General features: G+C 51.5%; 14 protein-coding genes. 4 read left to right on the top strand and 10 right to left on the bottom strand.

Annotated elements, in window-relative coordinates:
• Positions 1-9: 9 nt before the first annotated feature.
• The 5 genes from EDM56_RS05685 to EDM56_RS05665 all read right to left on the bottom strand — a co-directional run bounded on the left by EDM56_RS05685 (position 10) and on the right by EDM56_RS05665 (position 6,218).
• A complete protein-coding gene (locus EDM56_RS05685; protein WP_122917151.1) occupies positions 10-801 on the bottom strand; it encodes an EcsC family protein in 792 nt (263 codons plus the stop codon).
• Positions 802-952: 151 nt separating this feature from the next.
• A complete protein-coding gene (locus tag EDM56_RS05680; protein WP_122916931.1) occupies positions 953-2,602 on the bottom strand; it encodes a hypothetical protein in 1,650 nt (549 codons plus the stop codon).
• A gap of 111 nt (positions 2,603-2,713) precedes the next feature.
• Entirely contained in the window at positions 2,714-4,129 is a 1,416-nt protein-coding gene (locus EDM56_RS05675) for a sensor histidine kinase (RefSeq protein WP_342772370.1), read from the bottom strand.
• Positions 4,113-4,829 (bottom strand): response regulator transcription factor, encoded by a 717-nt coding sequence (locus EDM56_RS05670; protein ID WP_122917149.1) that lies wholly within the window; start codon positions 4,827-4,829, stop codon positions 4,113-4,115. The genes EDM56_RS05675 and EDM56_RS05670 overlap by 17 nt, the downstream gene beginning before the upstream one ends.
• 33 nt (positions 4,830-4,862) lie before the next feature.
• Positions 4,863-6,218, bottom strand: coding sequence for a VCBS repeat-containing protein (locus tag EDM56_RS05665; RefSeq protein WP_148040361.1), 1,356 nt, complete (start codon positions 6,216-6,218; stop codon positions 4,863-4,865).
• A 293-nt stretch (positions 6,219-6,511) separates the two neighbouring features.
• On the opposite strand from EDM56_RS05665, the gene EDM56_RS05660 reads away from it, so the two are divergent.
• The 3 genes from EDM56_RS05660 (at position 6,512) to EDM56_RS05655 (ending at position 8,030) form a co-directional block, all read left to right on the top strand.
• Complete coding sequence (locus tag EDM56_RS05660) at positions 6,512-6,853, top strand: YjdF family protein (RefSeq protein WP_342772369.1); 342 nt, start codon at positions 6,512-6,514, stop codon at positions 6,851-6,853.
• Positions 6,807-6,929 carry a DUF2992 family protein gene (locus tag EDM56_RS32210; protein ID WP_425456284.1) on the top strand — a complete coding sequence of 41 codons (123 nt, stop codon included), beginning with the start codon at positions 6,807-6,809 and terminating at the stop codon, positions 6,927-6,929. The genes EDM56_RS05660 and EDM56_RS32210 overlap by 47 nt, the downstream gene beginning before the upstream one ends.
• 132 nt (positions 6,930-7,061) lie before the next feature.
• Positions 7,062-8,030: a carbohydrate kinase family protein gene (locus tag EDM56_RS05655; RefSeq protein ID WP_122916929.1), complete on the top strand. Its 969-nt coding sequence runs from the start codon at positions 7,062-7,064 to the stop codon at positions 8,028-8,030.
• A 132-nt stretch (positions 8,031-8,162) separates the two neighbouring features.
• Here EDM56_RS05655 and EDM56_RS05650 read toward each other — a convergent pair whose 3' ends face one another.
• On the bottom strand, positions 8,163-8,477 hold the full coding sequence (locus EDM56_RS05650) for a YbjQ family protein (protein WP_122917148.1): 315 nt from the start codon (positions 8,475-8,477) through the stop codon (positions 8,163-8,165).
• A gap of 214 nt (positions 8,478-8,691) precedes the next feature.
• On the opposite strand from EDM56_RS05650, the gene EDM56_RS05645 reads away from it, so the two are divergent.
• On the top strand, positions 8,692-9,030 hold the full coding sequence (locus EDM56_RS05645; RefSeq protein WP_221175967.1) for a YmaF family protein: 339 nt from the start codon (positions 8,692-8,694) through the stop codon (positions 9,028-9,030).
• Between the two features lie 134 nt (positions 9,031-9,164).
• Here the strand turns inward: EDM56_RS05645 and EDM56_RS05640 are convergent, their stop codons facing one another.
• The 4 genes from EDM56_RS05640 to EDM56_RS31150 form a co-directional block, all read right to left on the bottom strand.
• On the bottom strand, positions 9,165-9,563 hold the full coding sequence (locus tag EDM56_RS05640; RefSeq protein WP_122916928.1) for a hypothetical protein: 399 nt from the start codon (positions 9,561-9,563) through the stop codon (positions 9,165-9,167).
• A gap of 163 nt (positions 9,564-9,726) precedes the next feature.
• A complete protein-coding gene (locus EDM56_RS05635) occupies positions 9,727-10,317 on the bottom strand; it encodes an SET domain-containing protein (RefSeq protein WP_122916927.1) in 591 nt (196 codons plus the stop codon).
• A 127-nt stretch (positions 10,318-10,444) separates the two neighbouring features.
• The gene (locus EDM56_RS05630) at positions 10,445-12,190 is read right to left on the bottom strand and encodes a methyl-accepting chemotaxis protein (RefSeq protein ID WP_122916926.1); all 1,746 of its coding nucleotides are present in this window, start codon (positions 12,188-12,190) and stop codon (positions 10,445-10,447) included.
• A gap of 510 nt (positions 12,191-12,700) precedes the next feature.
• Positions 12,701-12,961: a hypothetical protein gene (locus EDM56_RS31150; protein WP_183192322.1), complete on the bottom strand. Its 261-nt coding sequence runs from the start codon at positions 12,959-12,961 to the stop codon at positions 12,701-12,703.
• Positions 12,962-13,037 lie beyond the last annotated feature (76 nt).

Here is a 13,037-nt window from a genome sequence, read left to right as displayed (position 1 = left end):
TCTTTCTCTCTATCCATTTTCTCTTAGTCGCTCCAGCGCTCTTCGCTTTTTGTAGAGCATCCTGCCAGCCTCCGCCGTGTCCTCGACCGTCTTGCGGTTTAAATACCCGCCAAAAACCATGCCGGCGATCGGAACGAGCTGGAACAGCTTTTTCCAACCGAAGTTCTCGGTGTAAACGATCACCATCTCGCGCCATCCTTGCAGCTCGGCAATCAAATTGTCCCGCACCTTTCCCTCAGGTTCTGTAAAAGCTTCCAGCGAACTGAGAATGGCCTTCTTGCCAACATAGTCTGATGAGCTGAATTGAAGGCATTTCACGATAAACAAGCGCTCCTCCTTCGCGTGCGGATCATATCCGTAGGAGAGCGCGATCTCCTGCAATGTTTTTAAGGAAGTCCCGATCAATAGAGGGATATCTGCTGCCAGCGTGAACAATCCACCAAAACCGGTCGTCGCTCCTTGAATGGTAGCAAACCGCGCTCGCGAATCCCCGATGTCTCCCGCAACCGAATCCATGCGCGCGATGGACAGATTTACAAGCCGCCCATCGGCAATTGATTGCCGCTCCACCTCTGTCAGTCCTGGCAGTTCAGCGAAACGCTTGCGGACCGCACGTTCGTCCGTCAAAAACTTGCCGCCTGTCTCCAAAAAGCTGGCGAGCTCATCGATGGCTGCACCAAGCTTTTCCTGGACGAACGCAGGTGTCAGCCTATCCAGCCAGACAAACGGCAGCCGCCCAAGCTTTTCCCAAAACCAGAGGTCCTTCTGAGCGTTTTCCCATTTTGCGATTTCAAGCAGCATCTGCTCCAATTCTTGCTTGCTCTCCAAAAAACAGTTCACCTCATTTAGTACTTAAGTCGCATTTGACACTATGTAGTACGCATTTTACTAGAAAAAGTTGCTAAGAAAAAAAACCAGAGGGATCGCCATGACCCTCTGGTTTTTACCGCTGCTACTTCAGCGTGATCGTCATCGTATATGTTTGCTTCATCGTATTGGTGCCAAGCACCTTGTCATAGGAATCCGCATTCTCTTCATATCCGCACGTGAGATTGGACAATGTATTTTCAATATTGATTGTGTAATTTCCGGCTTTGTTCCCGTTTTTGGCGATAAGGGCTGCCACATTCAGCGCCGTTTCCCCATCGACTTCCTCGTCGTCATCACCTGTAGATGGAACGAGCGATGCCAGAACCGTATTGTTGTAGCGCACTTCCACCCGATTCGCAGACGAAATCCTTCCGCCGGAATATTCATGCTGCTCACCGAACGTAAGCGGTTCTGATACCCATTCAAGCTTTGGCACATGCACATAATGGATATTGGTTTTCACGTTATCTTTGTTGATTTTTTGCATACCGGTTTTAACCGCATGCGTACCGGTTAACTTTAACGCCCGGTAGTCGGCCAATTCTGCCTGTGTGGAGACGGTCACTGTACCTCCATTCGGTAAAATCGCCCCTTTATCCGTTTGAAGCGACAGCTTCTGTGCTGCTGGAGCCGAACCTGATTCAACCGGATCGCAACTGCCGCGTGAGCTTGCAGGCTTTGCGTCTTTGACGATTTGGATGGTTCCCGTCCATTGTCTGGTGGCATCCGTTTTGCTCAGATACATGACTTTATACGTTCCTGCCCCGTAGCTTGCCAGATTGAGGGCCGTATCGTTCCAGTTCAGATGATCATTTGTCGCTAGTACGTTGTTGACGGTCCAGAAGCCGGGATCGGCTTCTTGGTATTCTACCCGGTCTTTGATGAACGCCTCGGCATTCGGTGTCACCCATAATTTATACAGCGAATTTTGGTAAATGGTCACGGATGCGTTTTGTGCCAGTCCCTCTTTCTCTTCTGTTGGGGTGGAATTCGCGTTGATCTGGCTCACCACATCCATGTCAAAATCGGAGGGGGTTCCACTTGAGGACGAATTTTGTTTTCCGCCTGCCTGGATGAAAAATTGGGTCGAACTGTCGTCGTCCCCGCCATTGGGAACGTATGTAACAGGAATGCTCAGGCCCGCGAATTGTGCAGGAACAGTAAACTGGAACGTTTTCGTTTCGTATACGGTCTCATTGATGCCGCCCACGGTCCATTGCCCGGGATAAGAAGCGGTGAACTGCAAATTGGCCGGCAGTTCGGTAACATTGACGATTTGCTTAGGGGCGATTTTTTGCCCGCTTCCTGCCGCTCCCTGATAAATAGTGACGGACTCCACATTGATCGTCGTGCTCCATGTGCCACACTTTGTGTCTTTTGGCGTAAAGGTCAGCGTATATTTCCCGTTTGGTAGCGGATTCGATACGAAAGATTGACGCACACCCTGGTCGACTTGTTTGCCTGACTGATCCATCATCGCCCAGTCGCCCCTCTGGGATGCGTAGAAATAAATTCGCCCGTTCTCATTGGGCAATAGCTGCGTTGATCCGCTTGCGACCACCGGTCCTTCCGCCGTTTTGCTCCTCACTACCTTTATGCTGCAAGCCGCTCCTTTTGCCTGCGCGGCTGTTGAGGTCGTCGTAGCCCCGAATGCTTGGGGGATTTCCATGCCAGTCGCTGCCACCACCACGGCTAAACCGGTCGCCAGCATGAATTGTAACGATCGTTTCACATCTGTTCCCTCTTTCCCCTATGAACCCTTGATCTTACCATACTTTACCCTATCAATCTCGCAATGAAAAGTGAAACTTTTTGCTAGTTTTTACGTCTGCTGGCACGACTTTCAGGTTTGGACAGGATGGCTCTGGGCAGCCAAAGGCAGCGCCACTGTTACGGTTGTCCCTTCTAGTGGAACACTCTCGATAGTGATCGTTCCTTCATGCAGCCTTACAATTTCTTTACAAATGGAAAGGCCGAGGCCGCTCCCGGATTTTTTGCTTTTCCCTTTGTAAAATTTGTCCATTACACGGTTGAGGTCCTCCGGTTCAATGCCTTCCCCGTTGTCGTGAACCGTGACGATCGCCTCCTTGCCTGTGCATGTGCCAATAAGCTCGATTTTCCCGTTCGGTGGCGTGAACTTGTACGCATTATCGAGCAGATTGACGAACAGCTGTTTCAGACGATTCGCGTCGCCGACAATCATACAGGGGGAAGGCTCGCAGGCAACCACAAAGCTGATTTCCTTCGGATTGGAATGATGGCCGAATTGCTGTTCGAGATCAACGACCAAATGCCGCAGGTCGATCTGGCAGCGGTTCATTTTCATCTCGCCTGACTGGTATTTGGAGAAATCAAGCAGCTCTTCCACCAGCCCGATCAACCGATCCGTTTCGCGTGAAATGACCTCAAGACCAAGCACCGTCTCTTCCTTGTCTTCGAGATTTCCCGACAAAATCGTCTCCCCCCAGCCTTTAATGGAGGTGAGCGGCGTGCGGAGCTCATGGGAGATGGAGGAAATGAAATCGTTTTTGAGCTTTTCGTTTTTCCCCAGCTCCTCCGCCATGAAGTTGAACGAGTCGGCGAGCAGGCCGACTTCATCGTCATAGCGTTTTTTCGCACGGGAAGAAAAATTGCCTTTGGCAATCTGCTTGACGACTTGCGTCAACTCGGAGATCGGGTTGATGATGCGCTGGGCCAGCAACAGGCTGAGCACGATCGAGCCTGCAATCACCAGTAGCCCGACGCCGATCGCGATCCAGGTGATCCGGTTGATGACGCTGTACAAGCCTTCCGCGGAAACGGTGTAGCGCAGTACCCCAACGATATTACCCTGATCGTTCTCCAAGGCGTTCGATACCGCGATGATCCGCTCCCCCGTCCCCTTGTTGTCACCAACCCAGACGCCCGTTTCGCCGCGCAGCGCGTGATCGACATCGGATGTTTCGATCAACCCGTCTGCTGCGAATCCGTACGAGTCCAGCACCACGCGTTTTTGCGGGTCAACAATCTCCACTTTGGCAAACTCGTTTTTGGAAATGTTCTCAAGCACATATTTGGAACGATCGTGCAGCGTGTATCCCGGCAAATATTTATTGTAAAAATCAGCTGAAGTCGTGGCACGTGTTCGCAGCGCCTCAATAGCGCTACCCAAATAATACTGGCGGACGGTGAACAGAAACAGCCCTTCCATTACGGCAACCACCAGCAATATGATCAGGCAAAAGCCTGCCGCTACCCGTCGTTTAAGTCCCTTCATCATGATGTCCCTTTCTCCACAGATAGCCATAGCCCCAAACCGTTTCCAAATAAACCGGATGTGACGCGTCTTCCTCGATTTTTTGCCGAATTCGGCGAATGTTCACATCGACGATCTTTAAATCACCGACATAAAATTTTCCCCAGACGCTGCTCAAAATGTCATCGCGGCTCACCGCCTTGTCGCCATTTTCCATCAAGAGCTTGAGGATCTCCAACTCTTTTGGGGTCAGATCGACCTCGACGCTGTTTTTGTACAGCTTGCGTTCGTCCAACCGCAGCGTGAATGGATGCGAACGCAGCACCGCATCGTCTTTGGGCTCTACCTTCGGCGCATCGGCATGCATCCGGCGATAGAGTGATTTGACCCGTGCTACCAATTCAGCCGGACTGAACGGCTTGACGACATAATCGTCTGCACCGTACTCAAGACCCGCGATTTTGTCTGCTTCCTGGCCTTTCGCCGTCAGCATGATGATCCCAAGCCTCGGGTATTGGTCGCGCAGCTTTTGGCATACCTCAAACCCGCTGATAACGGGGAGCATCACGTCGAGGATCGCGATATCGAGGTCGGGATGCTGATGCGCCACGCTGAGCGCTTCTTCTCCGCTCGCCGCCTCGACTACCTCATAGCCTTGGCGCTTCATATTGATCCGAACGAAATCGCGGATTGATTGTTCATCTTCGAGCAATAACACTTTCACTGTCATCGGGCGCTTTATCCTCCTTAGCCTCCATTAAAACGTGCGGAAATATTGCTTGATTTGGGGAAGCGTCAAACGCATCTGCTGATACTCTTCTCGATGCGCGCTGCGCGGCGCAGGCTCATCGGCTGGCTGGACCGCGAGGACCAGCTTCGTTTTATTTTGGCTGAGGATGCCGTAGACGGCGCCCTGCTTCTTGAGATCCTGCTCCACTTTTACCCAATCGCTGCGTTTGCATTCCAGCAGACGCATGAGCTGGACTTTTTTCTGCGGGAATTCAGGTAAGTACAAAAACACTACAGAGCCATTGTCGATCCCTTGCTCGCGCTGTAGCGTGAACTTTCCGCGCCAATTATCCGGGATTGTGAACGTAAAGCCTGCCCCGTAATCAGAGTAGCTTTCACCTACCAGCTTGAGACCGTTTCTCCCATCCCATTGGTACCAGCTTTCGATAAAAGGAATTTCGACGATGGCCAACTGCTCAGAACCCGCAGGCTCGGTCTGCAGCCCGATTTCGACGATCCCGTCGCCATTTGCATCCGCTGAGGCCAACGGATAGGTTTTGAAGGTGAGCGCAGTATCGTTGTCATCCTTTTTCAAGACGTTTTGTAGCTTGCCATTTTGCCACATGATCAGCGCCGTATACTCGGAATGAGCGCCGATTCCCGCATCGACGAACAAAGCGTTCCGCCCCGGAGCCGCAAGACCGATCAGTGCCTGATTATAGCCATTGATGGCGCCCTCGGTTGGTAGCTCATCCAATTTGTGGGGTTTACCTGTTAAAAAGTCGTACAAGGCTGCCGAAGCCGTCATTTTGTCGTGATCATGCTCCATGATCGCGATTTCCGCTGTCCCGCCACCGGTCAAGTCACCGACGTCCATCGCCTTGTACGGCTGCTTCCACATTTGTTGCATGCCGCCGTTGCGATACGCATATACGTCCAGCTCACGATCAAGATTATCACCGCCACTGTAGCCGATGACTACCTCGGGTCGCTTGTCCCCGGTGACATCGACAGCGCTGAAATAATCCAGATCCTGCGCCAGCCCTTTCAACTCTGCCCGCTTTTCCCAGCCTTTCGCCGTTTTACCGAGTACGAGCGTATTGATTTCATAGTCATTGCGTTCTTCCTTATAATTGACGACAACCTCATCTTGCCCGTCTCCGTCGAAGTCGATCTCGGTAACAGCTGACTGGTTGTCAGGCCGACGCGGAACAACCATTTTCGCCCCTGGCGGCAAAAAGATGGAGAGTGCCTGACTCACCTCTTGCTGCCCTGCATCCATTTTCGGCGAGCGTACCAAATCTGCCGGCGATGCATTCATCCCACAGCCGGCGAGCAGGCAACACAACATGCTCATCGCCAAGGCCGCTCGGTTTTTCCTCATGATTTCCCTTCCCTTCACGTTCATCTTGCTGTTCATCCCTATTGTAACAAGATGCATCCTGCAAATGGTTGCAAAATAGTTACGGTTCTTGTGCCCCAAAACAAACGCGATCGCATCGCCATCTCTTTTCACCCGTTTCGAAACCTTCTATAATAATGCTTCAAGAAAGAGCGAAAAAACACGATTCGGTTGGTAGTCCGGATGCATCGCCAGCCTGCTGCGGCTGCGGTGTCAGTAACCTTCCCCCCTCGGGATGTCCGTCGTTCTTGTTGCAAAACAAGAGGGGGTTTACCATGAAGTTAACTGTTTTTTTTGACGCAGATTGTTCCTTATGGGTGGGTGTCGTCGAAGAGCATGAGAGCGACAAGCTCAAAGCACGGCGACACATATTCGGTGCAGAGCCGAAAGACGCGGAGGTGCTTTTCTTCGTCAATCATGCGATGCTGCCATTGATGGAGCAAGCGACGCAGCTTGTCGACACCAAGCCGATGGCAGAACGCAGACTTAATCCGAAGCGAATGGCCCGTGAAGCGAACCGTGAACTGCAGCAGCGCGGCATCTCCACATTCGCACAGGAAGCGATCAAGCTTGAGCTCTTGCATCGCAAAAAAAGAGCGAAAGACCGCTTCCCGTGAGCGAAAGGAGGAACAGCTCGCCTATAAGCGAGAGATCGCCCGTCAAAAAGCCAAGCAAAAGCACCGTGGTAAATGAGTGGAAAATCGGGCTGTCAACATGGATGTTGTTGGCAGCCCGATTTTTATTTCCATTCCGGTCATGGACAAACGCCTAGACTGTTCCTATACTAGAAAGGATGATTTTCTATGTAGGAGTTGACCATTGAACATGAGCCACCTGGTAACGGTGATCGGTACGGTTTTTGTCGATTGTAAAGGCTTTCCTTTCCAAACCTATCACGCCACAACAAGAAACTTGGGCTCCATCCAGTTTGTGCACGGTGGAGTCGGTCGCAATATCGCCGAAAATATGGCACGCCTCTCCATTTCCACTTCCTTTGTCTCTTCCGTCGACGCGACGGGCATGGGGACGGAGGTCATTGATCGTCTAAACGACCTGAACATCCATACCGGCTTCATGCAAGCTGCCCCTGCTCGTGGTATGGGTATGTGGATGGCGATCTTAGACGAACGTGGCGAACTGGCGGGTTCGATCTCACAAATGCCGGAGCTCGATGTCTTCGAACAGATCGTCGCTCAGCACGGCGAGGCTATCGTCGCCCAGTCTTCCCACATCGCACTCGAATTGGATCTGAATGAGACGATCGCCAAACGGATTTTGACCCTCGCTCATGCCGCCGGTAAACCGGTTTATGGCATTCCGGGCAACCTGGACACGATCATGCAGCATCCTGAGCTTTTGCAAGGGCTGTCCTGCTTCATCTGCAACAACTATGAGGCCGACATGCTGATGCAACAACCGTTTTCCGAGCAAGCGCCAGAGGAGCAAAAACGTCTGCTCGCGGACTACGTCAAACGTGCCGGTCTGCGTTCGATGATTGTAACGCTTGGGGAGCAAGGCTCCGTCTATTACCATGCAGAAACGAATGAGACGGGTCATCAACACGTATTCCCAGTGCAAGTCGTCGATACAAGCGGTGCCGGCGACGCGTTCTTCTCCGGTGCCGTAGCGGCTTTGGTACGCGGTGCTGATTTGAAAGAAGCTACCATTTGCGGAACAAAAGTCGCGGGCTGGACGATTTCCCAATCCGATACCACCTGCCCGGATCTGCATCATCGCATGGAGGCTGATGAAATCGTGATGTCGATTTTGTCTGCATCCACAGCACATAACTAAACACAAAAACGGTCACATCCAATCTAATGAAAAACGTCGCGGCGTTTTTCATAAAAAAACACGATCTGCTCATCAGCGGATCGTGTTTTTTATGTGCTTTCCCGTTTTCAGGTTGCTGGTTTACCTAGCTTTTTAGCCGATGCGCACGGCTGTACCCGAAGCGATGACCATCATCATGCCTTCACGCAGCGTTTCGAAATCGAGGTCCACTCCGACGATGCCGTTTGCGCCAAGCTGGCGTGCGCGTTCCGTCATTTCCCGCAGCGCGAGCTCTCTGCCTTCCTGCAGCTTGCTTTCATACGCGCCGCTGCGTCCACCGATGATGTCCGTGATGCCTGCCAAGAAGTCGCGAACAACGTTGGCCCCAAGAATAACCTCTCCACTAACAATTCCTAAATATTCTTTGATTTCTTTTCCTTCAACCGTATTTGTCGTTGTAACTAACATCATGCATTCCCTCCCGAATTCAGTGGCTCTTGCCTTACTATTATGTCTTACGGGCCCACATGTAAAAAGTTACAGAAAAATATTCGTTTAGCGAAATTGCTTTCCATCATCTCCAACCGCAATGAGGCAATCGCCTAAAAACCGTGATATTCGCCTAGAGCCAAAATGCCCTTTCCCGCATGTACTGTGAGTACAGCAGAAGGAGGGGGTTTTTGTGTTACAGGATTATGACCATCCTGTTGCCACTGCCATTGAAAAAAAGACATTGCTCCACGCTCACCCATTCGCGCTACCGACCTCGATTTCCGCAGGGCACAGGCATCTTGTGCGAGGCACAACCACATCGACGGAGGGCGACGAAGGCGATCAGCATGTCCATTACTACTCGGGGATTTCCTCCTATGAGGATGGACACGAGCATCCTTTTCGCGGATGGACCGGCCCGCCCATTCCACTCGCGAATGGCGGCCATACGCACGAAATCGTCGGCCAAACCTCTTACACCGATTGCCATAGCCATCCTTATCGAGGACAGACGGGGCGAAATTCGTAGGAGCCCTTTGAAACATGCGTGTTAGCATTCACGATGAACGTAGAAACCCCCGGCTGCGCATCAATTGACGCGTAGCTAGGGATGCACGTAAAAGGCTCCGCTTCTTTCACTGATGCGGAGCCTTGCTTGTGCGCCTATTCAACCTCAGGCAGTGTATAAACCGTCCCTCTGAGCAGGTCGGGATTGTGGATATTATTGCCAGCATACCCTTTTAGCGCTGTCAGCACACCGAGCGATTCGATATCGCGCTGGGTCTTTTTTGTCCCAAGCTTATGCAGCATCTCATAAATATGGGTCAAAGCCTGATCATACTCCATATGATCCTCATCGGATACGTCGCTCACCAAAATGTGCGCGTGCCCATACGAGCGCACATCTGCAAGCGCCGCCTGCTGGAACAAATCTTTGAGGACTCCGATCTCTACCGGGGTGGCCTCGATGACGAAATCGCTCGTAGCATCGCCAGTGCCTTCCCGCAATTCCCACGTACTCGCACTCGAATGAATGCTGACCGAATATGTGCTTTTTTCCATGCCATCGCCTCCTTCACCAGCTTGCTACCCGTAGGCTTCCCTCTTTTGCCAGGTCAATATTCAATCGCGGCGCTGTTTTGCAAGGAGGTTGCATCGTTCGCGCATGGACGAGGTGCGGACCATTTCCGGAGAAAGGAACAGCGCACCCGAAGCTTGCGTTCTGTCAGGCACGTACATGATAAGTGGACAAGATCGTTTCAGGGACCATTTTCCCGTGTGCAACAGCAAGCACCTGCTCCACATATTCGGGCTTGATCAAATGGAACAGAGGCTGCTTCACTTGCAAAAAGCACTGGAACGCATCAGCCGCCAACTGGTCCCATTGCTGGTGGTAGCGCAGCAGATCGTCAGGCAGCACTACCGTCCGGTTCTCTCCGGTTTCCGGCAAGCAGTGAAACGGCTCATCCAGATTCAACGTGCCATAATCGTCGGTCAGCTCTTCCCCTGGATATATGTCGCGCGATGCGAGCTCAATCTCATACGCGGTTGCCGCACACGTCGGGCGGAAGCTGTGGTTGACAAATTTGCCGTTATCCCAGCAGAGCACGTATTTTCCATGCTGGTTGCGATACGAATATTTTTTTACGTTGACCTGGCGCAGAGGTTCCAGTTCATTGACGGCCTTTTCCTCTAAAATCTGGTCGAGATCATCCAGCGCCCAAACAATAGTTCCTTTTGGAATAAACTGTGTCGCGAATACCCCATACCCGATCACTTCATTTATATAGCGCAATTCTGTATGTGGGTGGATCATGGCTGACGTCTCCCTTGCTTTTTGAGATAGAATATGCGGGAGCATGGAAAAGGGCGCTTGAATCGGTGTGTCCCTCAAAAGAAAAGAAAATCTCCCGGAATACGGGAGATATCATGGACGATCAGGATTATGCTTTAAAATGCTGGATGGTTGCTTCCAGCTCATTTGTCATGCTGCGTAGCGAATCCATGCCGTCCGTCACCTGCTTGACGATTGTCAGCTGCTGTTCTGCCGCGGACGTAATCGCAAGCGTGCTGTCAGACGAATTTCTGGCGACATCCGCGATACGCTGCACCATTGCAGTAATCTCTTCGCAGCTTGCCGAGATTTGCTCGGAAGTCGACGAAACCTCCTGCATTTGCTCTTCAACCCGTTTGCCCACCGCCGCGATCGTGAAGAAGACCGCTTTCGCGTCACCTGTGACCTGCAGCCCTTCCTGCACATCCTTGCTGCCTTTTTCCATTTCCACAATGGCCTGGTGCGTGTCGAGTTGAATCGACTCGATTAGCCCGGAAATCTGGACAGCCGCGTCACGCGACTGCTCTGCCAGCTTGCGTACCTCGTCCGCTACGACAGCAAACCCGCGCCCTTGCTCACCCGCACGCGCCGCTTCAATCGCGGCATTAAGCGCTAGCAGATTCGTCTGGTTCGCGATGGCTGTAATCGTCTCCACGATCACCCCGATCTCCGTCGAGCGCGAACCGAGCTGCTGCACCAATTGGAAAGACGCCCCAAACGCCGACTCAATCGTCGACATCTGGCTGGTAACCTTCTCCATCGCCTCGCCCCCGCTTGCCGATGCTTGGCCCGATTCGATCGCAGATTCAAGCGCCGTATAAGCGGACTCTGCAATGCGCTGGATCCCGATCGACAGATCCTCCGTCGCTTTGGCGCTGTCCTCCACCCCATGCTGTTGGACAACCACGCCGCTCGCCACCTCTTTGATGGACGCTGCGATATGGTGTGACGCTGCTTTACTATTCGCGATGGACTCCGTCAGCTCGTCGGTTGTACCCTGAATGCCAAACGACAGCCCCCGCGCCATCCCGATCAGTAGCTTCAAATTGTTTTTCATCTGGTCGACCGCCGCTGCAAGCGCCCCGATCTCATCGCGCGACTTGATTTGCAAATCATCGAGCGTCAAATCACCATCCGCAATTTGGGTCACATATTCTTTCATGACGGCAAGTGGCTTTAAGCTTTTGCGGATCAGCAGGAACAAGATCGTCAGGATCAGTAGGAAGACGATGACCATCAAGAGCATGTTTTTTTGCAGGAAGCTTTGGATGCTTTTATCGATCAGCGTGTTGGCAAAGCTCGCCTCCATATCGATCCCGAGGGCGCCGATGACTTTGCCCGACTTGTCCGCAATCGGCGCATAGGAGCTGATCAAGTCGCCGTATTTTTCGCTGTGGACGATGGCGCTGTGGGTAAGCTCGCCATTGAATACCGGTGCCACCAAGGAATCGGGCGTAGCATCGGAAATCTCCCCGATCGGTGACGCAGTGTCATCGTTTTTCGCCGCTCCGTCGATCAGGATCTCGACTTGGCGATCGTTGGTCAGCCCGACCGTGTATATGTATTTGGCGCCGATTTTTTCCCGGTAGGTGCTGAATTGGTCACGCACCTTCCAGTAGTTGTCGTCCTGGGTGCGCGATTGCAGGAACTGCTGGTAGGCGTCTGCGTCTACGCCTTTTGCTACGTTACTGGCAAGCTGTGCGCCGTAGCTGCCAATGGTATCCTCGATGGCTGCTCCGTTGAGCCAGTAGGAAAGGATGCCGTTGATGAGAAATGCGATTAGGAATAGGATGGCGGTTGTGGTGATGATTTTGATGGAGAGTGAAGATTTTGATTTTTTCATGTGCGTTTGCATTTGTTGAAGTGGCTCCCTTGGTTTGGTTTTTTCTCTGTTTTTTCTCTGTTTTTTCTCTGTTACTCTGCTTTCGTTGGTTGGGGATTTGGTTCCCTGTTTTTTTGGGGGGTAAACATGGTTTTGGTGGTGGGTGAAAGGTTTATTGGGTGAAGGGTATTGGTTTTATTTTGTGGGGTTTCGTGGGGGGAAGTCAAGGGGGAACTCGGTTATCCCCTCAACTTCTTTGTTCTATTTCTTCTATAAGGTTTCTCCTTACAATCCAATCAATTAAAACATCCCTATTGCATCAATAGTTGATAACAAGATGATGTTCAAGTGCAGGTTTGATAGTTAAATTAATTGTGTCAGCTCGAACAGATCCGTTTTTACTGTTTGAAAACGTTTTGGGGACAATTAAAAACAGAAAAAGAAACCCCAAAGATTCCTGAGGTTTCTCTTAGGGTTTCTCGACAGTTTGAAACAATCGAAATGGTAATCTTTCGAAAAAATCACTTGCCCACTTATTTTTTATTAATCATTGAAGTCAATTGCTACGTTTCCTGTGCTTACATTTGCCGTTGCTCCAGCTACTTTAGCTTGCGCAACCGTAACGCTCACATTGGTATCATCAGCATTTTCATGATCCGTAGCTTGACCTGTTAAGGTTACTGTAATGTGGGTTGCATCCACGTAAGTTACTGTGTAATCCATTCCACTTGGCAAGCCCGTTACTGTCACGTCACTTTTCGCTATATCCGCTGCAAATGTACCGTTCGTAGCAGTTACCGTAATAACTCAGGACGTTAAGCGTCCGTCGTTGGCGCCCGCTTCCGTTAATGTTCCTGGCGTTGCTGCATTGTTCGCTGCC

It is taken from the genome of Brevibacillus fluminis (assembly GCF_003710825.1).
GTDB lineage: Bacteria > Bacillota > Bacilli > Brevibacillales > Brevibacillaceae > Brevibacillus_D > Brevibacillus_D fluminis.
Note: the sequence above shows the minus strand (reverse complement) of the source record. Positions and strands in the feature narration are given on the sequence as shown.

What these genes read in the sequence shown, in the direction of transcription:
- EDM56_RS05665 (WP_148040361.1), bottom strand. Translation starts at nt 6,218, where the DNA reads ATGAGGAAAAACCGAGCGGCCTTGGCGATGAGCATGTTGTGTTGCCTG.
- EDM56_RS05640 (WP_122916928.1), bottom strand. Translation starts at nt 9,563, where the DNA reads ATGGAAAAAAGCACATATTCGGTCAGCATTCATTCGAGTGCGAGTACG.
- EDM56_RS05630 (WP_122916926.1), bottom strand. Translation starts at nt 12,190, where the DNA reads ATGCAAACGCACATGAAAAAATCAAAATCTTCACTCTCCATCAAAATC.
- EDM56_RS05660 (WP_342772369.1), top strand. Translation starts at nt 6,512, where the DNA reads ATGAAGTTAACTGTTTTTTTTGACGCAGATTGTTCCTTATGGGTGGGT.
- EDM56_RS05675 (WP_342772370.1), bottom strand. Translation starts at nt 4,129, where the DNA reads ATGATGAAGGGACTTAAACGACGGGTAGCGGCAGGCTTTTGCCTGATC.
- EDM56_RS05685 (WP_122917151.1), bottom strand. Translation starts at nt 801, where the DNA reads ATGCTGCTTGAAATCGCAAAATGGGAAAACGCTCAGAAGGACCTCTGG.
- EDM56_RS05650 (WP_122917148.1), bottom strand. Translation starts at nt 8,477, where the DNA reads ATGTTAGTTACAACGACAAATACGGTTGAAGGAAAAGAAATCAAAGAA.
- EDM56_RS05655 (WP_122916929.1), top strand. Translation starts at nt 7,062, where the DNA reads ATGAGCCACCTGGTAACGGTGATCGGTACGGTTTTTGTCGATTGTAAA.
- EDM56_RS05635 (WP_122916927.1), bottom strand. Translation starts at nt 10,317, where the DNA reads ATGATCCACCCACATACAGAATTGCGCTATATAAATGAAGTGATCGGG.